The 23,422-nt window shown below is 62.7% G+C and carries 19 protein-coding genes and 2 tRNA genes; 8 read left to right on the top strand and 13 right to left on the bottom strand.

The genetic code is table 11. The features are described 5' to 3' along the window. The first annotated feature begins 83 nt into the window (after positions 1 to 83). Both JWR51_RS07845 and JWR51_RS07840 read left to right on the top strand, forming a co-directional pair. Positions 84 to 168, top strand: a tRNA-Tyr gene (locus JWR51_RS07845). 87 nt (positions 169 to 255) lie between these two features. Continuing rightward, positions 256 to 329 (top strand) — tRNA-Gly (locus tag JWR51_RS07840). Positions 330 to 588: 259 nt separating this feature from the next. On the opposite strand, the gene JWR51_RS07835 is transcribed toward JWR51_RS07840, so the two are convergent. From JWR51_RS07835 to JWR51_RS07795, 9 genes are all read right to left on the bottom strand, one after another. Further along, positions 589 to 1,857, bottom strand: coding sequence for an MFS transporter (locus JWR51_RS07835; RefSeq protein WP_299745980.1), 1,269 nt, complete (start codon positions 1,855 to 1,857; stop codon positions 589 to 591). Between the two features lie 61 nt (positions 1,858 to 1,918). Next, the gene (locus JWR51_RS07830; protein WP_299745978.1) at positions 1,919 to 2,641 is read right to left on the bottom strand and encodes an isochorismatase family protein; all 723 of its coding nucleotides are present in this window, start codon (positions 2,639 to 2,641) and stop codon (positions 1,919 to 1,921) included. 49 nt (positions 2,642 to 2,690) lie between these two features. Beyond that, positions 2,691 to 3,452 carry an isochorismatase family protein gene (locus JWR51_RS07825; protein WP_299745976.1) on the bottom strand — a complete coding sequence of 254 codons (762 nt, stop codon included), beginning with the start codon at positions 3,450 to 3,452 and terminating at the stop codon, positions 2,691 to 2,693. After that, positions 3,449 to 4,723, bottom strand: a complete 1,275-nt coding sequence (locus tag JWR51_RS07820; RefSeq protein ID WP_299745974.1) for an MFS transporter — start codon at positions 4,721 to 4,723, stop codon at positions 3,449 to 3,451. Before JWR51_RS07820 ends, JWR51_RS07825 begins: the two co-directional genes overlap by 4 nt. After that, the gene (locus JWR51_RS07815) at positions 4,713 to 6,707 is read right to left on the bottom strand and encodes an ABC transporter ATP-binding protein (protein ID WP_299745972.1); all 1,995 of its coding nucleotides are present in this window, start codon (positions 6,705 to 6,707) and stop codon (positions 4,713 to 4,715) included. Before JWR51_RS07815 ends, JWR51_RS07820 begins: the two co-directional genes overlap by 11 nt. Before the next feature lie 24 nt (positions 6,708 to 6,731). Continuing rightward, a complete protein-coding gene (locus tag JWR51_RS07810; RefSeq protein WP_299745970.1) occupies positions 6,732 to 7,619 on the bottom strand; it encodes an ABC transporter permease in 888 nt (295 codons plus the stop codon). A gap of 15 nt (positions 7,620 to 7,634) precedes the next feature. Next, the gene (locus JWR51_RS07805; protein WP_299745968.1) at positions 7,635 to 8,582 is read right to left on the bottom strand and encodes an ABC transporter permease; all 948 of its coding nucleotides are present in this window, start codon (positions 8,580 to 8,582) and stop codon (positions 7,635 to 7,637) included. A 20-nt stretch (positions 8,583 to 8,602) separates the two neighbouring features. After that, positions 8,603 to 10,141 carry an ABC transporter substrate-binding protein gene (locus JWR51_RS07800; protein ID WP_299745966.1) on the bottom strand — a complete coding sequence of 513 codons (1,539 nt, stop codon included), beginning with the start codon at positions 10,139 to 10,141 and terminating at the stop codon, positions 8,603 to 8,605. Between the two features lie 98 nt (positions 10,142 to 10,239). Then, positions 10,240 to 10,950 carry an isochorismatase family protein gene (locus JWR51_RS07795; protein ID WP_299745964.1) on the bottom strand — a complete coding sequence of 237 codons (711 nt, stop codon included), beginning with the start codon at positions 10,948 to 10,950 and terminating at the stop codon, positions 10,240 to 10,242. Between the two features lie 201 nt (positions 10,951 to 11,151). Between JWR51_RS07795 and JWR51_RS07790 the strand changes: the two genes are divergently transcribed. Then, entirely contained in the window at positions 11,152 to 12,036 is an 885-nt protein-coding gene (locus JWR51_RS07790) for a LysR substrate-binding domain-containing protein (protein ID WP_299745962.1), read from the top strand. 52 nt (positions 12,037 to 12,088) lie between these two features. On the opposite strand, the gene JWR51_RS07785 is transcribed toward JWR51_RS07790, so the two are convergent. Then, positions 12,089 to 12,961, bottom strand: a complete 873-nt coding sequence (locus JWR51_RS07785; protein WP_299745959.1) for a LysR family transcriptional regulator — start codon at positions 12,959 to 12,961, stop codon at positions 12,089 to 12,091. 200 nt (positions 12,962 to 13,161) lie between these two features. On the opposite strand from JWR51_RS07785, the gene JWR51_RS07780 reads away from it, so the two are divergent. Continuing rightward, positions 13,162 to 14,136: an NAD(P)-dependent alcohol dehydrogenase gene (locus JWR51_RS07780; RefSeq protein ID WP_299745956.1), complete on the top strand. Its 975-nt coding sequence runs from the start codon at positions 13,162 to 13,164 to the stop codon at positions 14,134 to 14,136. 508 nt (positions 14,137 to 14,644) lie between these two features. Here JWR51_RS07780 and JWR51_RS07775 read toward each other — a convergent pair. Continuing rightward, the gene (locus JWR51_RS07775) at positions 14,645 to 16,639 is read right to left on the bottom strand and encodes a BTAD domain-containing putative transcriptional regulator (RefSeq protein ID WP_299745954.1); all 1,995 of its coding nucleotides are present in this window, start codon (positions 16,637 to 16,639) and stop codon (positions 14,645 to 14,647) included. Positions 16,640 to 16,746: 107 nt separating this feature from the next. Between JWR51_RS07775 and JWR51_RS07770 the strand changes: the two genes are divergently transcribed. Together JWR51_RS07770 and JWR51_RS07765 are read left to right on the top strand one after the other, a co-directional pair. Beyond that, the gene (locus JWR51_RS07770) at positions 16,747 to 17,832 is read left to right on the top strand and encodes a pyridoxal-phosphate dependent enzyme (RefSeq protein WP_299745951.1); all 1,086 of its coding nucleotides are present in this window, start codon (positions 16,747 to 16,749) and stop codon (positions 17,830 to 17,832) included. Then, complete coding sequence (locus JWR51_RS07765) at positions 17,832 to 19,298, top strand: pyridoxal-dependent decarboxylase (RefSeq protein ID WP_299745948.1); 1,467 nt, start codon at positions 17,832 to 17,834, stop codon at positions 19,296 to 19,298. Before JWR51_RS07770 ends, JWR51_RS07765 begins: the two co-directional genes overlap by 1 nt. Before the next feature lie 76 nt (positions 19,299 to 19,374). Here the strand turns inward: JWR51_RS07765 and JWR51_RS07760 are convergent, their stop codons facing one another. Further along, complete coding sequence (locus JWR51_RS07760; protein WP_299745945.1) at positions 19,375 to 19,581, bottom strand: hypothetical protein; 207 nt, start codon at positions 19,579 to 19,581, stop codon at positions 19,375 to 19,377. Between the two features lie 215 nt (positions 19,582 to 19,796). Next, entirely contained in the window at positions 19,797 to 20,510 is a 714-nt protein-coding gene (locus JWR51_RS07755; RefSeq protein ID WP_299745942.1) for a L,D-transpeptidase, read from the bottom strand. 229 nt (positions 20,511 to 20,739) lie between these two features. Here JWR51_RS07755 and JWR51_RS07750 point away from each other — a divergent pair, with 229 nt between their 5' ends. Then, complete coding sequence (locus JWR51_RS07750) at positions 20,740 to 21,213, top strand: DUF2271 domain-containing protein (protein ID WP_299745939.1); 474 nt, start codon at positions 20,740 to 20,742, stop codon at positions 21,211 to 21,213. A gap of 18 nt (positions 21,214 to 21,231) precedes the next feature. Continuing rightward, complete coding sequence (locus JWR51_RS07745; protein WP_299745936.1) at positions 21,232 to 23,415, top strand: PepSY domain-containing protein; 2,184 nt, start codon at positions 21,232 to 21,234, stop codon at positions 23,413 to 23,415. Positions 23,416 to 23,422 lie beyond the last annotated feature (7 nt).

Raw genomic sequence — 23,422 nt, 5'->3', positions numbered from 1 at the left:
TGACACTCCTGTCACAGATCACCATAAACCGCCCGACGACGCGCCCAGGCGCTTCGTTATCCCGCTCGTGCGACGTAGTCAGTGGAGGGGTGGGAGAGTGGTTAAATCCGGCAGACTGTAAATCTGCTCGCTTAGCGTACACTGGTTCGAATCCAGTCCCCTCCACCATTTCGCTGTTTCAGATGCCGCCTGGCATTGCCTTGGCCCGGCATTGAAACTAGCATCGGGCAATAGTCTCGTGGCTCGGGCCATCGGGCGGGTATAGCTCAGTGGTAGAGCAGCAGCCTTCCAAGCTGAATATGCGGGTTCGATTCCCGCTACCCGCTCCAGCTCTACTCTTTGAGCCCATTGGGCCGTTCATTCTCGTTTCACGGCCTCAGTTTTGACCTAGCTTGGTCGACTCTCCGTTCTGCAGGCCGCGTCGGTCCAAACATGGACGAGCGTCGTTTCAACATCGAATGGCGGGCCATTTTTCGGGCCGCATTGAGAACGGTTGTCCCTTCGGCTTCGGAGATTGGCCAGCCGGTGAGTCCCAGAGGAGTGGGCGGTTTCCAGCGCCGCGGTCATTCCCCTCAGCCGGCGGGATGATCATACTCGCAGGTTGCGTAGCTTGGGCATCTGCAGCCAGAGGACGACTGCGAAGACAACGACCACCAGCGCCATCGATGCCATCGCCAGCCGTGGGCCTAAGCCTGCCGCCAATAGCGCCATGGCGGCTGTACCCATCGGCATCAGGCCGCGGGTCATGAACAGCGATGACATGACCCGGCCGCGATAGGCGTCATCGACGGTGAGTTGCAGGATGGTGTTGTTGGACGAGTTATAGGCGATATGCATGGCGCCGGCGGTGAACAGCACCGGGATCGCCCAGTAGATGTTAGGCGCCGCCGCGAACAGAATGAGCGAAACGGCGAATGCGCCCATGAATTTCAGCATGGTGGAGCCGCGTCGCGCATCGCGCTGGATGCGGCTGGCCAGGAGGCCGCCGCAGATCGATCCGGCCGCCGCCAGCGCCGTCATGATGCCCAGCCCGCTGGGGCCGGTGTGAAACACCTGCGCTGCGAACACCGTCAAAAACTGGATATAGGGCTGGCAGAAGAAGGTTGGCACCAGCGCGACCAGAACCAACATCAGCATGATCGGCTCGCGGCCCATATAGACAAAGCCGCCGACCAGGCTGTCGAGAAAGGATTCTTCCTTACGCTCAACCTTTTGCGGCGGCATCTTGAGCAGCAGCAGCATGACCATGACTACGGTGAAGCTCAGTGCATTGGCGATGAAACAGGCGGTAATGCCGAAGGCCGAGATGATCGCGGCTGAAGAGAGCGGCCCGATGATCTTGGCCATGTTGAGGGTGATCGAATTCAGCGATACGGCGCTGGCCACGGCCTCGCGCGGCACCAGATGGTAGACCAGCGAATGCCGCGCCGGCAGGTTGAAGGACACGATCGTTCCCCGGCAGGTCGCCAGCGCGACGATCAGCCAGATCGAGGAGTCAAAGAACGCCACGACGCAGGCCAGCCCGATCGCAACCAGCATCGCCAAGGCCTGCGTGCAGATCAGCATGGTGCGCCGGTCGATCCGGTCGGCGACCACGCCGCCGAACATGGCGAATAGCATGATCGGCAGCCCGCGCCCCAGATTGACCAGGCCCAGCATCAGCGGGTCATTGGTGGTGGAGATCACCAGCCAGTTCAACGCCACCTGGTCCAGCCAGTCGCCGGTGAAGGAAATCGCGTTGCCATACCAGAACAGCCGGTAGTTCCGATAGCGGAGAGCCGCGAACGTGCCGAGCTTGGGTTTAGGGTCGAGCGGTTGCTCGGCGGGAGCGGCCGCGATCGTATCGGAAATGGTCATGGGGATTATTGTTTTCGCGGTGAAAGGATGTCGACAGCCGCTGATGCGGGATGGGCGCGGCCTATTCGGCCGCCACCCTATTTTCAATCATGCCATCCAGATGGGCAATGACTTCGCCGACATGCATCACATCGGCATATTTATGGTGCAGGTCGAACAGGTTCATCTTGTGGACCAGCTCATGCCGGTCGAAGCTGCACTCCTCGACCAGGCTGACATGCAGCCCGCTGGAATAGCCGTCGACGCAACTTGCCCGCACACAGCCGCTGGTGCTTTCGCCGCAGACGATCAGGCTTTGTACCCCCAGCAGGTTCAGGTGCGAAGTCAGCGGTGTGCCCTGAAAAATGCTGGCGCGCTGCTTGCGGATGACGACATCGCCATCCTGTGGTGCGAAGTCCGCCCAGATTTCGTAATCATCGGCAAAGCGCTGGGCGGTCGAGGCTTTTTTGCGCCTCGTGGCGCCGCCACCCTGGGGAGCAGCGAAGGGGCGGTTGTCCGAGGTGCAGTAGAAAATCGGGATACCGGCGGCGCGCGATGCCGCGATCAGTTGCTTGGTGGGCTCGATCGCGTTGTGAGCGTAGATGCCGCAGGAGCTGGGATATTGACCCAGAAGCGTTTCCGGCTGCACCGGCCCGCCACGATAGGCGACATTGTAAAGGTCGATCAGCACCAGTGCCGGGCGCGGGCCGACAAAGGTGTCGCGCCGATAGGGGGCATATATGCGCAGCAGATCCTCGGGCACGACATCGGCCCAGGCATGGTCCTCGAAACGGTCGGCGTTCATGGCTTTCTCCAGTGGGAAAAGCCCCGCCCGCATGGGGCGGGGCGGATGATCATTCGGCGGCGATGCGGGTGGCCATGCCCTGGCCCGAGGGCAGGTCGAACATGCCCTGGCTCAGCGTATTGAGGTAGTCAACCACCTCGGTGCTGGGGCGGACATTGGCGTATTTGGCGTGCATATCGCACAGGTTAATGGCGTGGCTCGCCTGGGTGCGGTCGAAGCAGCCGTCCTCGACCACGGTGATGCGGAAGTTTTCCGCGAAGGCGTCCAGCACCGTGGCGCGCACGCAGCCCGACGTGGTGGTGCCGGTGACGATCAGGCTGTCGCAGCCCAGAAGCTGCAGGTAGGACTGCAGCGGCGTGCCGGCAAAGCCGGAGGGCTTGAGCTTGCGCACGACGATGTCGCGCGGGCCGGGGGCTATGGCATCGACGATATCGTTACCGTCGCGGGCGCTGGCATCCAGCACGGGGACCGGCGGGCGGCCGGCTGCCTTGAAGCGCCACGATCCGGCATCCCAGTTGTCGGCGCGGCGGCTGCCGGTGGTGTAGATCACCGGAATGCCCTTGTCGCGGGACACGCCGATCAGCTTTTGCAGCACCGGCATCGCCTCCCAGGCATCCTCACCGCAGGAGGTGCGCCAGGTCTTGATGCTCTCGAGGATCGGCTTGGGTTCTTCATCGCAAAAGGCATAGTTGACGTCGATGATCAGCAGGGCCGGGCGCTTGCCCCAATCGGCCAGGGCGCCGAAGCCGGTGGCGGCGAACACCGCCTTGTCGCGCTCGGTCAGGTATTTGTCCCAGATGCGTTCGCTCATGTCAGGTCATCCTTTTTGGCTTGGGGTTGTTGTTCGGGCTGCGGATTGACGGCCTCCGCGGCGGTGGTGCGCACCCGGTGGGCGGCGTAGGCGGAAAAACCGAACATGGTGACGACCAGCACCGCGCCGCCGGCGAAAAAGGCTGCGGTCAGGCCGATGAAATGCCCAAGGATGCCGAACACCGCCGGGCTCACCGTCTGCGAGAAGCGGTTGGCCAGCAGCCGCAGTCCCATCAGCTTGCCACGCTGGTTTTCGCCTACGGCATCGACCATGATCATCAGGCTGACCGGCAGGTTGATGCCCGTGGCGGCGCCGAGCACGAAGATCAGCAGGTACATCAGCACGATATTGGGGGCGGCCAGCGGCGTCAGCACCACGCAGAACGAGGCGATCAATCCGGCACCGGTCAGGATGTGTTCCAGCGTGAAGCGCCGGATCAGGCCGTCGACGACGACGCGACTGACCATTCCGGCCAATCCCTGCCAGGACAGCAGGAGGGCGATCTGCAGGGGCGCATAGCCGAATTGATTCAAATAGAGCGGCAGGAAGCCCATATAGAGCGCCTGGATATACATGATGATGAAGGTGCCGATCAGCCCGAACTGGACCGAGCGATCCGCGGTGAGTTCGATCCCCCGCTTGTAGCTGGCGGTAAATCCCTTCGGCGACAGGATGCCTCCGATCTCGCCCTTCGCCGGCACCGGATGGGGATAGCGGCGGCTGAGCCAGGCCAGCACCAGCATGAACAGCGCCGTGCTGACGGAAGCGGCGATGAAGGTGAACCGGTAGCCTTCGAGCGGCACGGCGAAGCGCGAGGAAATCAGCCCGCCGATCAGCGGTCCGAGCATGCCGCCGCCCGACATCCACATGGAATAGGTGGTGATGGCCTTGTTGCGCGTCTCGCGATCGCCGGTGGAGACCAGCACCTGCAGGGCCGAGGCCATGATGATAATGCAGCCGCCCATGAAGAGCTGCGATATGGTCAGCGGCAAGACGCTCGTGGCAAACACCGTATTGACCAGCGACACCAGCAGCATGAGCGAGCCCCATTGCAGCATCTTCATCGGGCCGATGCTGTCGATGAGTTGGCCCGACGGCATGGCGATGACGATCGGCAGCAGCGCCCGCAAGGTGACGATCAGGCCGATTTCCAGCGTCGACGCGCCCAGTTCGGAGGCGTAGAGCGTGAAAAACGGGTTCGCCATGCCGGTGATGGTGAAGAAGAGCCCGCCGCCCGCAATGCCGAAGCGGCGGAATGTGTTAGTTGGCATAATGGCACGCCGTGTCTCGAGTGGGTGAAAGGGCCCGCAGGGCCGGTTTTTCGGCGCGGCAATAGTCGGTGGCTTTGGGGCAGCGCGATGCGAAAGCGCAGCCAAGCGGCAGGTTGAGAGGGCTGGGCAATTCACCCGAGAGCGGCTTTTTGGTCCGGGCCTCTTCGGCGACCGGATCGGGAATGGGGACGGCCGCGATCAGCGCCTGGGTATAGGGATGGGTGGGATTGCGGAACACCTCGTCGGTCAGGCCGTATTCCACCACTTCGCCCAGATACATCACCGCGATGCGGTCCGAGATGTAGCTGACGGTGAGCAGGTCGTGCGAGATGAAGACAAAGCTGACCCGGAGCTGATGCTTGAGGTCGACCATCAGGTTGATGATCTGGGCCCGCACGGAGACGTCCAGCGCCGAAGTCGGCTCGTCCGCCACCACGACCGAAGGCTTCAGCGCCAGGGCCCGGGCAATGGCCACGCGCTGGCGCTGCCCGCCGGAAAGCTGGCTGGGATAGCGCTGCATATAGCCCTCGTCCAGCCCCACCTGCGTCAGCAATTCGCGGATGCGATCGCCGCGTTCGGCACGGGTGCCCCAGCCGGTCACGACCAGGGGTTCGCCGATGATGTCGCTGAGTTTCATCTTCGGGTTGAACGAGGATGCCGGATCCTGGAACACCATCTGCGCCATGCCCTCGACATAGATATCGCCCGAGGTGGCGGGGTCGAGGCCCAGCAGCAGCCGCGCTACGGTGCTTTTGCCGCAGCCGGATTCCCCCACTACGCCCAGGGTTTCGCCCTTGCGGATGCTCAGCGAAATGCCGTTGACGGCCCGCACGGTTGGCGGCACGCGCCAGGGCAGCACGCTGCGCCCGACGAAATGCTTGTGCAGGTTGAAGATTTCCACCACGACCGGGTCTTCGGTATTGGACACCATGGATGGCACCAGTTCGGCATTGAGATGCCGCGCCGTTCCCAGCCCTTCGGGCCGCCAGCAGGCCGCAGTGTGGCCGGGGCCGCGGGACGACAGCTTGGGGGCCGTTTCGAAGCACTGCTTGTGGGCCGCCGCACAGCGCTCCTTGAAGGCGCAACCGACCACCGGCACTTTCATATCGGGCGGAAAGCCCGGAATTTGGGCGAGGCGCCGGCGTTCAGGCTGGTCGACCGGCGGGATCGTATCCAGCAGGCTTTGCGTATAGGGGTGGCTCGGATGGGCAAAGATGTCCTTGACCGGGCCGAATTCCACTAGCTTGCCGGCATACATCACCCCCACCTTGTGGGCGAAGCGCGCCACGAGGCCGAGGTCGTGGGTGATGAAGATCATTGCCGTGCCGGTTTCCTCGGTCAGCTCGCGCAATAGCTCGACGATCTGGGCCTGAATGGTCACGTCCAGCGCTGTCGTCGGCTCGTCGGCGATGACCAGTTGCGGCTTGCACGACAGCGCCATCGCGATCATCACGCGCTGCCGCATGCCGCCGCTCATTTCGAACGGATAGCCGTCGATGCGGCGGGCGGCGTCGGGAATGCCAACGCGGTCGAGCCAACTGATGGCCTCGGCAAGCGCCTTCTCCCGGGAAATGCGCAAATGGCGCATGATCGGGGGCACCATCTGGTTGGAAATCTTCATCACCGGATCGAGCGAGGACATCGGGTCCTGGAAGATGGTGCCGACTTCGCCGCCGCGGATCTGGTTGAGCTGCCGTTCGCTCATCTGGTTGAGGTCGCGGCCATCGAGGTTGATCTGGCCCGAGACCACCTTGCCCGGATAGGCCAGCAGGCGCAGCAGCGACATGGCCATGGCGCTCTTGCCGGAGCCGGATTCCCCGACGATGGCGACCCGCTCGCCGCGGCCGATTTGGAACGAGACCCCGTTGACCGCCTTGACGGTGCCGGTATCGGTCAGGAAATGCGTGTGCAGGTCGCGAACGTCCAGCAGGCTGGTTTGGGCCGCACTGGCGAGTTTGCGTTCAAGGGGGCTAAGGGCGTTCATGGCTAGCTCCGAAAATGAGGGCGGTCACTTGTGGGAACGCGGGTCAAGAACCTGGCGGATGCCGTCCGACAGGAAATGCAAGCTGATGGCGATCAGCAGGATCACCGCGCCGGGGAGCGTGGAAATCCACCAGGCCTGTTCGAGATAGGATTGTCCGTCGCGGATCAGGTTACCCAGCGAGGGCGCCGGCGGCATGATGCCCAGTCCCAGGAAGCTCAGGCCCGCTTCGACCAGAATGGCATTGGCCGCGGCGATGGAGGCAGCAACTAGTAAAGGCGCCACCGTGTTGGGGATGATGTGCCGGGTCATCAGCCAGAGCTGGGAGGCTTTGACGGTGCGCGCGGCGTCGATATAGGCCCTAGTGCGCAGGCTCAGGACCAGCGAACGCTGCAGGCGGATGAAGCGCGGCACGTCCGACAGCGAAATCGCCAGCACCACCGGCACCATTCCGGTGCCCAGCACCGACACCAGTCCGATCGCCAGGAGGAGCGAGGGGAAGGCGAGGAAAATGTCGGTGATGGTCATCATCACACGGTCGATGATGCCACCGAAAAAGCCTGCCAGCGTGCCCATGACCAGGCCGAGCACCAGCGCCAGCGCCGCCACGGCAAAACCCACGAACACCGAGATCTGCACGCCGGCGAGGGTCCGGCTGACCAGGTCACGCCCCATCTTGTCGGTGCCGAACAGATGCTGGAACGAGGGCGGCTGCATCATCTCGCGCAGGTTGGTTTGCAACGGCCCCTGGATGGGCAGAAGTGGGCGGAACACGGTCAGGAACAGGATCGGACCGAGGATCGCCAGCGCCAGTTGTATCCGGCGGTTGCCAAGGGCGCGGACGATGCCGTTCTGATGCAGCCAGGCTAGGTCGAACGGGCGGCGCGAGGGTAAAACTATGGCTTCTTGGGTCATGTCCATGGCTCCGGATCAGAACTGCACGCGGGGGTCGAACACGCGGTAGATGAGGTCGGTGGCGAAGTTGATGACCACGAAAATCATCGCGTAAAACAGGATCAGCGTTTGCACCATCTGGTAGTCACGGCTGTTGATGCCGCCCACCAGGAGGTTGCCGATGCCGGGCAGGGTGAAGATGAACTCGACGATGACGGTGCCGTTCAGCAGGTTGCCGAAGCTCAGGCCCACCACGGTCACGATCGGCAGGGCGGCGTTCTTGAGCGCGTGACGGAACAGCACCCGCAGTTCGGACCAGCCCATGGAACGGGCGGTGCGCACATAGTCTTCGTTCAGCACTTCCAGCACCGAGGTGCGAGTGATGCGCGCCATGGTGGCGATCTGCGCCATCGACAGCACCACGATCGGCAGGGTGACACGGCGGAGCAGTTGGCCCGGATCGTCGAGCGAAACCATGCCGCTGGCGGGAAACCAGCCGAGCACCAGCGAGAATACCAGCAGGCAGACCAGCGAGGTCCAGAACGACGGCATCAGGTCCAGCACCATGGCGGCGCCGGTGATGATGTTGTCCAGCGCGCGGTTGCCCTTGTGAGCCATGTAGGCAGCCAGCGTGCCCAGCGGTATAGAGATGAGAACGGTGAGCAGGATCGTGCCGACAGCGATGGTCACCGTCACCGGCAAAGCACCAAGGATGAGCTGCACGATGGGAAGCTTGGTGGTGACGGTGTTGCCAAAGTCGAGCATGGCAATGCTGCCGAGATATTTGAGATATTGGAGGAGAAGGGGCTCGGTCAGCCCCATCTGTTCGCGCATCTGGTCGAGCGCGGCGCCCGACAGGTTGTCCCCGGCCATGGCCGAGATAGGATCCCCGGGGATCATCCGCATGGTGAAGAACACCAGGGTGACGACGCCCAGAATTGTGACGAAAAGCTGGGCGAGGCGTTTGAAGCTATAGGTCAACATGGCCGGGGATCCTTTTTCGATTACTCGACGTCGACGCCCCAGAAATTGACCTGCGCCAGGTAGTTGATGACGACGCCGGTCACGTTCTGCTTGCTGGGCCAATAGACGTTGCTGGCCGTGGCGGGGATGTAGGCGAGGTCAGTCATGGCGGTGTCCTGAACCTTGGCGTAGAGCTCCAGCCGCTTTGCCGGATCAGCCTCGGCCCGCGCCGATTCCAGCGTGCTGGTCAGTTCAGGATTGTTGTAGCGGGCGCCGTTCAAGCCCTTGGGCGCGGTATTGTCCGGGTGCAGGTAGCTGAACAGGATCATGTCCGGATTGACTGCCGGCAGCAGCCGGCCGGACATCATGAAGTCACCCGCATTGCGGCGCTGGTTGTAGGTCGGCGTATCGACCAGCTCGAGCTCCATGTTGATGCCGACCTGGCTGAGATAGTCGATCTCGAATTGCTGCTGCTCAGTGACCCCTTGGGCCGAAGTGCCCAGCACCTTGAGCGTGAAGCCATCGGGATAGCCGGCCTCGGCCAGCAGTGCCTTGGCCTTTTCGGGGTCGTATTGGTATTTCGGTGCGGCCTCGGAATAGACGTCCATCCAGGGCAGCAGCAGCGAATAGGCCGGGGTCTGCAGTGTCGGGGAGATGGCTGCGGTAATCGAGGGATAGTCGATGGCATAGGCGATCGCCTGCCGCACCTTCACGTCTTTTAGGATCGGGTCCTCCAGGTTCAGCACCTTGAGCGACACCGCATAATTGTCGACGTGGTTCATCTTGAAACCCTCGTCCTTGAGGGTCTGCAACTGTTCTTCCTTGCTCTGGCGCATCAGCAGATCGATCTCGCCATTGCGCAGGGCGATGGCGGCGGTCGCATCATCCTTGATGATGTTGAAGTCCAGCGTCGCAATGGGAGCGGGGCCCTTGTAATAGCCCTCGTGCCGCTTCAGCACGATCTGCGAGTTCACGTCGATGCTTTCGAGATAGTAGGGGCCGGTGCCGACCGGCTGCCAGCGCACCTGATCGCCAGCCGCCTCGATCGCCTCTTTCTTGACGATCTGGCCCTGGTGGTAGTTCGCTACGGTATGCAGGAACCCGCCATTGGCCGCCTTGAGCTTGATGACGACCGTGTACGGATCTGGGGCTTCCATGCTCTCGATCCCGGTCAGCTCCGAGATGTAGGGCGAAGCGGTTTTCGGATCGAGGACGCGGTTGAAGCTGTAGAGCACGTCGGCGGCGGTGAATTCGCCATAGTCCTTCTGCCACTGCACGCCATGGCGCAGGTGGAAGGTCCAGGTGATATTGTCAGGGGTCTCCCAGGACTCGGCCAGGTCGGGAATGATTTTGCCGGTGGCGCTGTCATAACTGGTCAGGCCACTGAAGATGTTGAAGGCGATATTTTCGTTCTCGATGCGGAAGATGGTGGCCGGATCAAAGCCTGCCGGATCATCGTAGAAGCGGACGATCAGGGTTTTGTCCTGAGCCCAGGCGGGTGAGGCGACAAGACTTGTGCCAAGCAGCGCGGCGCCGGCGAGAAATGCGGCGGAGAGCCAGGATCTGCGCGAAAATTTCATGGGTAGCTCCCTGAGCGCGGCTATCGGGGGGAGGAGGCCGCGACGATGAACGGAAGGAACCGCCTGCGCAAAGATCGCGCAGGCGCGCAATCGACAGGTTAGCCGGCTTTCAGCATCGGCTCGCTGACCGCCATGCTGGCCAGGTAGTTCTTGGCCATGTCGAGATCGACCACGTCGGCATATTTATGGTGCATGTCGTAGAGGTTGATGTAGTGCGAGGCCTCGGTGCGGTCGAAGACGCATTCCTTGACCACGCCCATGCGGAACCGTGCTGTGGCGCCATCAACCACCGATGCGCGCACGCAGCCTGAGGTGGTTTCGCCGCACACGATCAGCGTATCGATGCCTAGACTCTGCAGCTGGAAGGCAAGGGGCGTGCCCTGGAAGGCGGAGGGGGCGGCCTTTTCGATCACCAGCTCGCCGGGAAGTGGCTTGACCTCGTCGACGATCTGCCAGCCCCTCTCGATCATTTCCTGCGGCATTTTCGGCGCGCTGCGCTTGCGGCGACCCCAGGAGTTGACGCCGCTATGCAGGCCCTTGACGTGGATGACCGGCACGCCAGAGGCGCGCGCCACGGCCAGCAGTTCGGCGGTCTTGTCCACCGCGGCCCAGCCTTCGAGGCCGGTCGAGCTGGACCAGGTCTTCATGGATTCAAAAATGTCTTCGCGATCAAGGCCCAAGACCGAGTAGTAGATGTCGATCAGCAGGAGCGCTGGCTTGTCGCCAAAGCCGTTGAGCTCCTTCTTGCCCCACAATTGACTGTGCTTTTTGTCGCGCTCAGACAGATAGGGTTCCCATCCGTATTCCATTCGTCAAACCTCCGTGTTGCGGTTTCTGGTTCTGGCGTAGGTACGTTGCGTGTGCAGAGCGCACCCATTGACGCAAAATGAAGCTGTGTGAAAAGTGTGGTTGCCTATTTTTGCATCAACTGTTGGCGATGCTAAGAATTTCGGCACATAAGTGTCAAACGAGTATTTTCACGCGTTTGCATTAGCGCTACTAATGCAGGCATGCGTGTACCGCCCCTGCATCTGCTGCGCTCCTTCTCCGAGGCCGCCCGTCTCGGTAGCTTTTCGCGTGCCGCGGAAGGGCTGAATGTCACGCAATCCGCCATTAGCCAGCAGATTCGCCAGCTCGAGCAGGAGGTGGGGACCCCGCTATTCCAACGGGTCGGACGCCAGATTTCGCTCACTGACTTCGGCCGGGTTTATCTACGACTAATTGGGGGCCCCCTCGCAGCGCTGGAGGAAGGGCATACGGCGCTACAGGCCATGACGGGGCGCAGTTCCCTCGTGCTGCGGTTGTCGCGATCGTTCGGCTCGCAGTGGCTTGCGCCCCGGTTGCCCGACCTGGCGCGCCGTCACCCCGAGATTTCGGTGACCTGCATGTTCCTCAACCCTGGCGATATACCGTCGATGAGCAGCGGCGATGCCATCGTTCTGGGCACCAACCGGCAGGGCGAACTGTCCGATTTCATCGTCGAGCCACTGTTCACCACCACCTTGTGCCCAGTGGTTTCGCCGGCTTTCGGGTCGGTCGATGTGGCCAAACTGTCCGAGTATCCGATCATCCATACCCTGCGCCGGCATGATGACTGGCAGACCTGGTGCCTCGCGGCAGACCTGCCCTATGTACCGCGCGACCAAGGCTGGTCGTTCGAAAGCTCCAGCATGTCCTATAGCGCTGCCGAGCATGGGCTGGGCATTGTCATGGCCGAACTCGAATTCATCGCCGACAACCTGGCGCAAGACCGGTTGCGGCAAATCTCGCCGATCACCGCCATGTCGGGGCACCATTTCCAGATCGCTTATTCCCGCAGCCGCTATACGCGCCCGGCATTGCGGAAATTCCGCGATTGGATGGCTGAGCAGGCGCCATCAAACCGGCAGCTTTAGGTTTCCAGGTGATGGATGGCAGCGAACACCGGCGGTGTGGGCAGGCAAAAGCCTATGAAGCCAATTCCTTGGCCAAAAGGTCGAACACCAGTCGCACGCGACGGCTGGTGTTCAATTCGCGATGCGAGACCAGCCAGATCGGAAAAAGCAAGGGCTCAAGGTCCGGTAGGACCCGTCGCACCAACGGCTCAGCGTCGCCGATATTGCCATCCTGGATGCCGATGGCGATGCCGCGTTTCACATATTCCCACATCACCAGATAGTTTTCGGTGAGGATGGGGAAATTGCGCTCGGTCAGGCCGAGCCCCATGGCGTTGAGCCCCTTGAGGAACATCCCGGTGCCATCGATGCTGATAAAATCGGCATGCCGCAGGTCGTAAGGCAGCTTGGGATTGCCGATGCTTTCGAGATAGGCGGGCGTGGCGTAGAGGCGCGCCGGGACGTCACGGATTTTCCTGGCGATAAGATCCGGCTCCGTCGGGGCGAAGTTGCGCAGCGCGATATCGGCCTCCCGTCGCCGCAGATTGCTGGCGCTGGACGAGGCGACGATCTCGATATGAATGCCCGGATGCATGGTCCGCAGCTTGGCGATGACCGGCGGCAGCAGCATCGCCGCATGGGTCTCGCTCGCCGCGATGCAGATTGTACCCTCGATCGACTGGGAGTGGCCGGCGGCAACCAGGGAGACCTGGCTGGCCGCAACGCCCATGGCACGGACGTGATCGAGCAAGTCGAGGCCGCTGGGAGTCAGGGCAAAGCCACGCCCGACCCGTTCGAACAGGATGACGCCGAGTTCTTCCTCCAACGCATCGACCTGACGGCCCAGAGTTGGTTGGGCCATGCCGAGCGCCCGCGCCGCCGCCGATAGCGAGCCTTCCTCCGCGGTGACAAGGAAGGCCCGCGCCCGGTTCCAGTCGAATTTCACTGATCGCCAATCCATGCACAAATGCATATCAGAAGGACGCATCTCGTCAATTTATCTATGGCTCGGACAGGCGTAGAAGGTCCGTCATGTGCTGCAGCGTGCAGCCAAATTCAACACTGAAACATCTCGATTGTATCCACCCCACGCGAAATCTCGCGGCAGGGAACGCTTGGGCTTTGGCCCGGAAGTCAGGACAAAAAATGAAAGCCATGGTCTACAATAGCTACGGCCCGCCAGACGTCGTGCACCTCGCCGAAGTGGCCAAGCCGGTGCCGCGCGACACCGAAATCCTCATTCGCATCCGCGCCACGAGCGTCACATCAGGCGATTGGCGGGCGCGCAGTCTTGAGATGCCCAAGGGTTTTGGTCTGCTGGGCCGGCTGGTGTTCGGAATTTTCGGCCCGCGGCAGCCGATCCTGGGCACCGAACTGGCAGGGGTTGTCGAGACGGTGGGAAGTGCCGTGACGCGTTTCGCGGCCGGCGACGAAGTCTTCGCCTTCCCGGGCGCAGCTTTTGGATCGCACGCTGAATACCGGACAATGCCGGAGGATGGTCTTGTTGCGCTCAAGCCCGCCAATCTGTCATTCGAGGAAGCGGCGGCGCTTTCGTTCGGCGGCACCACCGTGCTTGGTTCGCTCCGAGACAAGATCGGCATCAAGGCTGGCGATAAGGTCCTCGTTGTTGGCGCGTCGGGCGGCGTCGGGACTGCCGCCGTCCAGATCGCAAAACACCTCGGCGCCGAAGTCACCGGCGTCACCAGCACCGCCAATCTCGAACTGGTCCGTTCGATCGGCGCCAGCAGGGCGATCGATTACACGTTGGAGGATTTCGCCATGTCGGGTGAAAGCTGGGACGTCATCGTGGATACCACGGGAACCGCGCCTTTTTCGCGGTGCGAGCCCGTGCTGGCGCCGGGTGGACGTCTGCTCGTCATCCTCGGGTCGTTCGCGCAGGTCGCGGGGATAGGCCGTCCCTCCAAGGCAAGTGGAAAGTCGGTTATTGCGGGCGTCGTCAAGATCAGCGCGGCGGATTTGCACGATCTCGCCGAGATGGCCACGACGGGCGCCTATCGGCCGGTTATCGATCGAAGCTATCCGCTGGAGCATGCGGCCGAGGCGCACGCTTACGTCGATACCGGCCGGAAACGCGGCAATGTCATTCTCACCGTTGATTGAACATGCGGCTCATACGCCGAGGCGCGTTGCGGAAGTTGCCAACTACGGGCTACTTTTGACGCTGCTTTGCTAACAGAGGCCGACGCGATGCCTGTTTCCGTTTCCTGTCACTGCGGAAGAGTGAGGTTCGAGGTCGATGCTGACCTGGGCGAGGTGGTTGAGTGCAATTGCTCGATGTGCGTTCGATCCGGTTTCTTGCACTGGTACGTCGACCCGGATCGCATACGATTTCTCACTGAGAGCAGGGCGTAAGCACATACTGGTGGCGTGCGATCACTGGAGGACAACACTTCTGCGCTAATTGCGGCACAGCGCTGCTGCGCACCTCTACGATGTTCCCGCCACCCATATCCGTGAACGCGCGATGCATCGAGGGTGTCGATCTCACCAAATTGGACATCCGACAGTTCGACGGTAAGCATGCATATCCTTAGGCACCAGATTAGGTCGTAAGGGGCCTGGCGGTAAGCAATGTCCGCTTCCCTGGCAGCGCTTTGATGGCCCACGCCTATCCAGATATCAATCTGGCGGCGCGGCGGAACTCGGCTTCAGCATCAGCGGAGAACCGGAACGTGTCGAGGAAATCGGCGATGCTGTAGCTGGGCAAGGTCGCGTGTATCCCCGCCATGATAACCCGCGCCTCTGGGAGTCGGCCGGCAAGGGCCAGGCAATGCGCCGCAATGGCCATGATGGTGGGGTGGGCGTTCGGCCGGGCAGCAGCTTTGAGCGCCCATTGTGCCGCTTCTTCGAACTGACCCAGGCGGACATGAGCCATGGCGCGGGCGCCGAGCATGCCGAAGAGCAGCGGATCGAACGGGCTGAGCTGGCGGGAGTGATCCGCTGCCGAAATCGCGGCCTGCGGATCGCCCGATTGCGACAGTACGAATGACAAGGCGTAATGGCCCAGGGCAAAATTGGGGCTGAGATCGATTGCCTGTTCCAGCTCGACCAGCGACTGATCCTCCTGGCCGCGCATCCAGAGGGCCCGCCCCATGGCCCAATGCGCCGCGGGATCATGATCATCGGCAATCATCGCCTCGCCGGCAGCGGCATAGGCCTGGTCGCGGTCCTCGGCCCGGTCGCCCCAGTGCTGGAAGCCGCTCTGCCAATGCGTGAACGAAAGGCCGGCATAGGCGCGCGCAAAGGTGGGGTCGAGCCCGACCGACTGCTGGAAGAAATGCCGTGCGGTCTCGTTCTCGGTCTTGGTGAAGCGATACATATGCCAAAGACCGCGGTGATAGGCCTCCCAGGCGTTGAGTGAGCTGGGCGGCTTGAGGATTGCCAGATTGCGCTCCACGGTTTCGATTTCGCTGGCTATCGAGGCGACGATTTGGTTGCCGACCTCGTCCAGCACCGCCAGCGCGTCGCGAGCGACCCGCTCGAAGCGTTCGCTCCACACAATCCGTCCAGAGCGAACCTCGATCAGCTCGATCGTCAGGCTCAAGCTGTCGGACCGAACCTCGATCGCGCCACTGGTGACATAGTCCACGTTGAGCTTTTGAGCGGCTTCGATCGGTCCCAGCCCGCTTTCCGCCAGGGCGTAAACCGATCCTCGTGCGATCACGAACAGGCTGCGCAGCCGCGCCAGCCGGGTGATGATGTCCTGGGTCAAACCATCCGCCAGCCCGCCTCCGGGCGGGCCGTGGTGGGTACGTTGGACGAAAGGCATGATGGCGAGCGAGGCACGGTGGCGCCGGCCGATCTGTTCGATCGTTAGGGTCTCTTTGGGGGACGGGTCTGCATCGGCTATCGAGGCAACAACCGTGCCTTGCATGTCCCGCCAGGCGGTCCGCAGCCGGCTGGTATCAAGCCCCTCTGCTTCAAGTACATTCACCGTCGTGCGCAAATGGGCCTCGGCCGCGTCGGGCGTACCGGACTGCCGGAGGTGCGCAAGCAGCAGGACATGCGCACGCTCGTCGAATGGCGAGAGCGCCACCCAGCGCTCGATCAGGGCCAGCCGGTGGGATGCGGGCCGGCTGGGTTCCGCGATGGCCCGTTCCAGCAGGCTGATATGGGCCCGGCGCCAATGCCGCCTTTGGCCGGTCAGCCAGGCCTGGAAGCCGGGGCTGCGATCGAGCGCCAGGCCGTCGAGAAACTCGCCGGCCCATAGCTCGATCACCTCCTGAGCGGGACGTTGCGCTGTTGTTTCGGATAGTGCTCCAAGCGCGGCCACATCAAGGCTGCACCCCGCCATATCCAGCCAGACTCGATCCTCCGCCGTCCGCACGCGCACATGCCCTGGCTCGTCGAGCAGCCCACGCAGCTTGCTCAGGCACCAGCGCAATTCTCCGCGCGGATCATTGGGCACCTCCCACAACAGTTCGCAGAGATGACTGCGGCTAACCGGGCGAGGCGACAACGCCAGATAGGCGAGCAGCGCGCGGGTCTTGCGTGAAGCGGGCAGGTCGGCGGCGACGCCGCCGCGCAATAGGGTCAGGGGCCCGAGCATGGTTATGGCAATGCTCGTGGTTGTTTCCAGGCGATCCGATGCGGCGGTTTCCATGCGCGTTTCCACGCCTGCTCCCACGATAGTCGGCTATAGTTCATCCTAGCATTGATTCAGCAAAGGCGCATCCGGCCTCATCCGGCTGCCGAAAGGGAGAAAGCAACATGCAAGATACAAAGATTCGAACCACCAAGGGACGTGGACGGTTATTCGACAGCATTCTCGAAACGGTGGGTGATACTCCCGCGATCCGTGTCAATAACCTGGCCGTTCCGGGCGTCTCGCTCTACGTGAAGGCCGAGTTCTTCAATCCCGCCGGATCGGTCAAGGATCGGCTTGCCCTCAACATTATCGAGGCGGCCGAGCGCAGCGGTGCCCTCAAGCCGGGCCAGACCGTGGTTGAGGCCACCAGTGGCAACACCGGCATCGGGCTCGCCATGGTCTGCGCCCAGAAGGGTTATCCGCTGGTCGTCACCATGGCCGACAGCTTTTCCATAGAGCGTCGCAGGCTGATGCGCATGTTTGGCGCCAAGGTGGTGCTGACGCCCCGGGCCCAGAAAGGGTTGGGCATGTACAACAAGGCGGTCGAATTGGCCGAGGCCAATGGCTGGTTCCTGGCACGGCAATTCGAGACCAGCGCCAATGCCGATATCCATGAGGCTACTACGGCGCGCGAGATCATCAATGATTTCGCCGGCTCAAGGCTCGATTATGTCGTCACCGGCTATGGCACTGGCGGTACGGTTGCGGGCATTGGCCGGGTGCTTCGCCGCGAACGCCCCGAGACCAGGATCGTTCTGGTCGAACCCGATATCGCCCAATTGCTGGGCAGCGGCGAACCCCAGGCCCGTGGCGTCGGCGGCGCGCCAGCGACAAGCCACCCCGCCTTCACCCCGCACCCGATCCAGGGCTGGACGCCCGACTTCATCCCGCAGGTTTTGCAGGAAGCGGTCGATCGCAAGGGGTATGACGAGCTCATCCCAGTCGCGGGCGTCGACGGCATGCATTGGGCGAGGCAGTTGGCCCAGAAGGAAGGCATTCTGACCGGCATCTCGGGCGGGGCAAGCTTTGCCGTGGCCCACCAGGTGGCCGAGCGGGCCGAGCCGGGCTCCGTCATCCTGTGCATGCTGCCCGATACCGGGGAGCGTTACATGACGACGCCATTGTTCGAGGCGATCCCGACCGAGATGGACGAAGAGGAACTCGCTCTGTCCCGCTCGACCCCCGGCTACCAATTGGCCGCTGCGTGATGGACGGGTTGTTGGAACGGATCGAGGAGACTCTCGATCCCGAGGATTGGGGTGCGACAGAGGCTCTGTCGCACCAGATTGTCAGCGACGCCGTGAGCTATCTGCGCGACATACGCGAGCGGCCGCCGTGGCAGCCCATGCCAGCCGAGGTTCGGGAGGTCTTTGCCGAGCCGCTGCCACGCGGGCCTTCTCCGCTTGCGGTGGTCTATCGTTCGGTGACGGAAAACCTGATGCCCTATCCGATGGGCAATGTGCATCCGCGCTTCTGGTCCTGGTATATGGGGTCATCCAACATTGCCGGTGCTCTGGGAGATTTCCTGGCGGCAGTGCAGGGGTCCAATCTTGGTGGCGGCAACCACGCCGCGGCCCTGATGGACCAGCAAGTCGTGGGCTGGTGCAAGCAGATGGTCGGCTTTCCGGCCAGCGCCAGCGGTACTCTGGAAAGCGGTGGCTCGATGGCCAATCTCATCGGGCTGACCGTCGCGCGCAACGTCAAGGCCGACGTCGACGTTCGTGAGTGCGGGGTTGCCGCCATGCCCCGGCAACTGCGCTTCTACGCTTCCGATCAGGTGCATTCCTGCCACCGCAAGGCCTTGGAGGCATTGGGGTTGGGCAACCAGGCCCTGCGCCGCATTCCCAGCGACGATGCCATGCGCATCGACCTTGCCGCCCTCCGCATGGCGATTTGGGAGGACCGGGTCGCCGGCTTTCGTCCGGCATGCATCATCGGCACGGCCGGCACCGTCAATTCGGGCGCCATCGATGATCTGGACGCGCTGGCTTCGCTGGCGGTCGAGGAAGAATTGTGGTTCCACGTCGATGGCTGCATCGGCGCGCTGGCGGCCATTGCCCCAGCCAATCGGCATCTGGTGGCCGGCATAGAGCGTGCCGATTCTGTGGCGCTCGATCCACACAAGTGGTTGCATGCCCCGTTCGAGGTGGGCTGCGCCCTGGTCCGCGATCCACAGGCGCATCACGGCACGTTCGCGGTCACGCCCGAATATCTGGAATCCTCGCCGCGGGGCCTGGCTGCCGGAGCTTGGCTGCACGAATATGGTCTGCAAACCACACGCGGTTTTCGCGCGCTCAAGGTTTGGATGGCGATCAAGCAGCATGGCATTGAAAAGTTCGGCCGGCTGATCGACCAGAACATTGCCCAGGCCCACTATCTGAGTGACCTCATCGATGCCGAACCCACGCTGGAGCGTCTGACGCCAACGACGCTCAACATTGTCTGCTTTGCCTGCCGGACCGATAATCCTGATCCGGAAGCCATCAAGACCCTGAACGTGGAGATCATGCTGCGGCTCCAGGAGGAGGGCATCGCCGTACTGTCTGACACGACCATCAAGGGACAGCATTGCCTGCGGGTCGCAATCACGAACCACCGGACCCGGTGCACCGATCTCGATGTTCTTGTACGAGAGGTCGTGCGGCTCCAGTCAGAGGTCTCGACCTCGCCTTGACCGAAATGCGGTCCAACAGAGCTGGTCGCGAAGACGTTAGTGAATCCTGATCCGGCCGGATCCTCGTATCGGCGATTCAGTGAACCCGCTGAACGCTCATTTGCAAGATGCGCTCTGTAAGCAAGGCCCGAACAATGTCGGCCGCCGGCACACCCAGGCAGATTGTTGCCTGGAGCTTTCCAGCCAAGTCGGCATGTATTACCCCGTCCTCGACATAGTAAAAGGCCTTGTAAGTTTGACCATGGTCTCGAACTTTCAGGATTTCTACTGTGACGTCCCTCATTTTTAAACTCCCTACCGAGAGATACTTGCGCGCCACAGAGTGGGGGAATGCAAGTCTTGGTCCGCCATCGGACTAAAGCAAAGACCAGCGGCTTCAATGCGGCCGTGTCATAGCGGCCCGTTGGAACCGTCGCCGATCGCCGATGTGGTGACGAGATGGGCGGGCTGCCTGGGTTCGCAATTCGAGGAGCAGAAAACGGCCCTGCTTGCCGTCGCCTAGGCGCGCAGCACGATCACCTTGGTGTTTACCGGCGTCCGCGAATAGAGGTCGATCATGTCCTGCGTGAGAAGGCCGATACAACCGCTTGAAATGCCTTTCCCAATCGTTTCCGCCACCCGTGTGCTGTAGAGCGTGTAAAGCGTGTAAACGCCGTTCTGATAGAGATACAGCGTGCGGGCGCCGAGCGGATTGTCGAGGCCCGGCGGCATGCCGCCGGCATATTTGGCGGCTTCCGGTTGCCGCAGGATCATCTCCCTGGGCGGCGTCCAGACGGGCCATTCGGCTTTGCGCCCGATATAGGCGTCGCCGTTCCACAGGAACCCGGCCCGGCCAACGCTGGCGCCATAACGTGTCGCGTTTCCGCCGTCTTCGATGCGGTAAACGTAGTGGTTGCGGGGATCGACGATAATTGTGCCGGCTGCTTCCTTGCTGTCGTAGCGCACTGTCCGGCGAAGGTATTTCGGGTTGATCTTATTGACAGCGACGGCCGGGATCGGGAATCGCTCGTCAGGCACGGGTCCGTAGACCCGCTCCGCCTCGGCAAGGCTCATATCGCTGCCGGATGTCGCGCAACCGGCAAGTGCCAGCGCGCTAATACCGACAGCAGAGCCGAGCAGAAACGACCGGCGGCTGAGAGCTCCCGCCCAAAGCCCGGGCCGAGCTACCTCGCCCACGTCGCCGGCATCGGCAATCCCATTATCCACGATCATGACCTGAACTCCCCATTCCTGACCAAAGAATACCGGCGTGTGTACCCACTGAACGTTGCCGGCTGAGACTGACCCCACACGGCTCAATTGGCAAGCTTGGCTTTCGCCGAGCGGGGCCGAAATCAACCACCGTGCGGCAGTCGAAAATGAACTTGATTGTAGAAGTCATATTATCTATAGGGGGACTTATTCGCGCGGGCTCCGCCGCGCGATCCAGAGATAGATCGATATGAACAAGACCCTTGGCGCGATGGCGCTTTTGGCCACGCTTTCGTTTGCCCCGGCTGCCGCCGCGAAAGAAGTGACGGCGCAAATCCAGATGGTCAATTACGATGGCCATGAGGCTTATCTGGCGGTCTATCTGGTCAATGCCGAGGGCCGCTACGAGACCACGCTATGGGTCTCGGGCAAGGATCCCAAATATCATTCCTATCTCCCCCGCTGGTGGCGCTATCTGTCGCGCGCGCCCCAGGAACTGGATGCCATTACGGGCGCCAGTGCCGGCGGCGGCGACCGTGTCGCCCTCAAGCTCGACCTCAAGGACGAGTGGTTCAATGCCGACTATGCCATCCGCGTTGAGTCGGCGGTAGAGGCGGGCGCGGCGCACGAGGAAGACGTGCTGTTCGACCTCAAGGACACCAACAACGGCGAACGCATCGACGGCACCGGCTACGTTCGCGTCATGCGCGCCGGCTGGGAATAAGCGGGGCGGACGCGCGCCATGTGGCGCTGGCTGCATTCCCTGTTCGGCATTGGCGGCATGCTGCTGGTGGCCCTGCTGGCGCTGACCGGCGCTATCATGTCGGTGGTGCCGGCGGTGGATGCGCTGGGCCCTTATGTGCGGCCGGCAGGTGACCTCAGCGTTGCCCAGGCGCTAGCAGTATTGACCCCGAAGTTCGACGAAATCGAAAAGCTGCAACGCACCCCAGCGGGCGCTTTCGTGCTCACGCACCGCCAAGACGGCACGGTCCTGCGCGACTATGTCGACGTCAGCACCGGCGCCGTGCTGGGGCCGCAGCAGGACAGCGCGTTCTTTGAATTCGTGAAGGACCTGCACCGCTCGCTGCGACTTGGCAATGCCGGACGCCTCGTGGCCGGGATCGGCGCCGGTCTGATGACGCTGCTCTGCGTTACCGGGGCAACGCTGCTGATCAAGCGTTTTGGCGGCATCCGCGCCGTCTTCGGCCCGGTGCGTGGCAAGCCGATGGAAAAGCTCCATGCCACCAGCGGGCGCATCGCCCTGGTACCGCTGCTGCTGACCGGCCTGACCGGACTCTACCTGACGCTGGTGACGTTCCTCATCATTCCGAGCGGCAACGAGACCCCGCCGCGCTATCCCGAAAGCCTTGAGGAACTCGATCCCGTGCCGGCCAGCGATCTGGCCGGCTTACAGCAGATCGCCTTGTCCGACCTCCGCCAGGTGACCTATCCGATCCCGGGCGACTGGTTCGATGTCTATGCGCTCAAGACCAGCTCGGGCTTCGTCTTCGTCGATCAGTTCAGCGGCGAGACGCTCGACACCCAGCCGTATCATCCAGCGACCGTCGGGCTGGAATGGGTAACCTTGCTGCACACCGGCGAGGGCGCCTGGCTCTGGGGCCTCATCCTCGGCCTGACGGCATTGAGCGTGCCGATCTTCGCGGTGAGCGGCTTCACCATCTGGCTCGCCCGTCTGCGCCAGGGCGGCGCTCGCGTGCCTGACAATGCAACGGCAACGAACGCCGACATGATCGTACTGGTCGGCTCGGAGACAGGAACGACCTGGGGCTTCGCACGCCACCTGCATGAAAAGCTGAGTACCGCCGGACGCCGCGTGCACCTCGCCGCGCTCAACGATTTGCGGCCGGCCTATCCGAAGGCGCAGGGTCTGCTGGTGCTCACCGGCACCTATGGCGATGGGCACGCGCCCAAATCGGCCAATCGGTTCAAGCCAAAACTGTCGTCGTTCGGTGGCCACTTGCCGGCCTTTGCCGTGCTGGGTTTTGGCGACAAGTCGTTCGAGCACTATTGCCGCTTCTCGCTCGATGCCGATGCGGCGATTGCTGCGAGTGGTGCCCAGCGCCTGTTGCCGCCCGCCCAGGTCGATCGTGGGTCCGCTCACGCCTTCGCACAATGGGGTCAGGACCTCGGCGCGGTGCTCGAACTGCCACTGGCGCTGAGCTACGTGCCGCCTCGGCCGGCAACCCAGCCGCTGATGCTGGTCGAGCGCATCGACTACGGCACCAGCGTCGACGCGCCCACCGCCATCCTGCGTTTCAAGTCCGAGAGCAATGGCGTGCCCCATCACGTGGCCGGCGACCTGATCGGCGTCATCGCGCCCGGCACGCAGGTCGCGCGGTATTACTCCCTCGCCTCCAACGCTGCCGATGGCTGCGTCGAAATCTGCGTCCGCCATATGCAAGCCGGCCTCTGCTCTGGCTTCCTGCATGGCCTGACCGTGGGCGCGCAGATCGACGCCTATGTGCGCACCAATCCCGAATTCCACCTGCCGCGCCGCAAAAGCCCCGTCGTCATGGTGGGCGCCGGAACCGGCATAGCGCCATTTATCGGCATGATCCGCAGCGAACGCGGCACCAGGCCCATCGAACTCTATTGGGGCGGGCGCAAGCCGGACTCCGATTTTCTCTACGAAACCACGACACGGCAAATGCTGGAGACGGGCCGCCTGGCCCGCTTCGACGCGGCGTTCTCGCGCGGTGCCAGTCCCGCCTACGTGCAGGACCGCATCCGCGCCAACGCCGCGGGCCTGCTCGAACGGCTGCATGCCGGCGCCACCATCATGGTCTGCGGCAGCAGCGCCATGGCGGCGGGGGTGCGCGCCGAATTCGACATCATTCTGGCGGGCCTCGACAGCGACGTCGCGACCCTGCGGCGGCAGCGCCGCTACCTCGAAGATATCTACTGACCAGTTT

Source organism: Devosia sp. (assembly GCF_028290625.1).
In the GTDB taxonomy this organism is placed as follows: Bacteria; Pseudomonadota; Alphaproteobacteria; order Rhizobiales; family Devosiaceae; genus Devosia.
Note: the sequence above shows the minus strand (reverse complement) of the source record. Positions and strands in the feature narration are given on the sequence as shown.

Excerpts from the sequence above, each read along its gene's own strand:
- JWR51_RS07835 (WP_299745980.1), bottom strand. The coding sequence starts at position 1,857 with ATGACCATTTCCGATACGATCGCGGCCGCTCCCGCCGAGCAACCGCTC.
- JWR51_RS07830 (WP_299745978.1), bottom strand. The coding sequence starts at position 2,641 with ATGAACGCCGACCGTTTCGAGGACCATGCCTGGGCCGATGTCGTGCCC.
- JWR51_RS07825 (WP_299745976.1), bottom strand. The coding sequence starts at position 3,452 with ATGAGCGAACGCATCTGGGACAAATACCTGACCGAGCGCGACAAGGCG.
- JWR51_RS07820 (WP_299745974.1), bottom strand. The coding sequence starts at position 4,723 with ATGCCAACTAACACATTCCGCCGCTTCGGCATTGCGGGCGGCGGGCTC.
- JWR51_RS07815 (WP_299745972.1), bottom strand. The coding sequence starts at position 6,707 with ATGAACGCCCTTAGCCCCCTTGAACGCAAACTCGCCAGTGCGGCCCAA.
- JWR51_RS07810 (WP_299745970.1), bottom strand. The coding sequence starts at position 7,619 with ATGACCCAAGAAGCCATAGTTTTACCCTCGCGCCGCCCGTTCGACCTA.
- JWR51_RS07805 (WP_299745968.1), bottom strand. The coding sequence starts at position 8,582 with ATGTTGACCTATAGCTTCAAACGCCTCGCCCAGCTTTTCGTCACAATT.
- JWR51_RS07800 (WP_299745966.1), bottom strand. The coding sequence starts at position 10,141 with ATGAAATTTTCGCGCAGATCCTGGCTCTCCGCCGCATTTCTCGCCGGC.
- JWR51_RS07795 (WP_299745964.1), bottom strand. The coding sequence starts at position 10,950 with ATGGAATACGGATGGGAACCCTATCTGTCTGAGCGCGACAAAAAGCAC.
- JWR51_RS07790 (WP_299745962.1), top strand. The coding sequence starts at position 11,152 with ATGCGTGTACCGCCCCTGCATCTGCTGCGCTCCTTCTCCGAGGCCGCC.
- JWR51_RS07780 (WP_299745956.1), top strand. The coding sequence starts at position 13,162 with ATGAAAGCCATGGTCTACAATAGCTACGGCCCGCCAGACGTCGTGCAC.
- JWR51_RS07775 (WP_299745954.1), bottom strand. The coding sequence starts at position 16,639 with ATGGAAACCGCCGCATCGGATCGCCTGGAAACAACCACGAGCATTGCC.
- JWR51_RS07770 (WP_299745951.1), top strand. The coding sequence starts at position 16,747 with ATGCAAGATACAAAGATTCGAACCACCAAGGGACGTGGACGGTTATTC.
- JWR51_RS07765 (WP_299745948.1), top strand. The coding sequence starts at position 17,832 with ATGGACGGGTTGTTGGAACGGATCGAGGAGACTCTCGATCCCGAGGAT.
- JWR51_RS07760 (WP_299745945.1), bottom strand. The coding sequence starts at position 19,581 with ATGAGGGACGTCACAGTAGAAATCCTGAAAGTTCGAGACCATGGTCAA.
- JWR51_RS07755 (WP_299745942.1), bottom strand. The coding sequence starts at position 20,510 with ATGATCGTGGATAATGGGATTGCCGATGCCGGCGACGTGGGCGAGGTA.
- JWR51_RS07750 (WP_299745939.1), top strand. The coding sequence starts at position 20,740 with ATGAACAAGACCCTTGGCGCGATGGCGCTTTTGGCCACGCTTTCGTTT.
- JWR51_RS07745 (WP_299745936.1), top strand. The coding sequence starts at position 21,232 with ATGTGGCGCTGGCTGCATTCCCTGTTCGGCATTGGCGGCATGCTGCTG.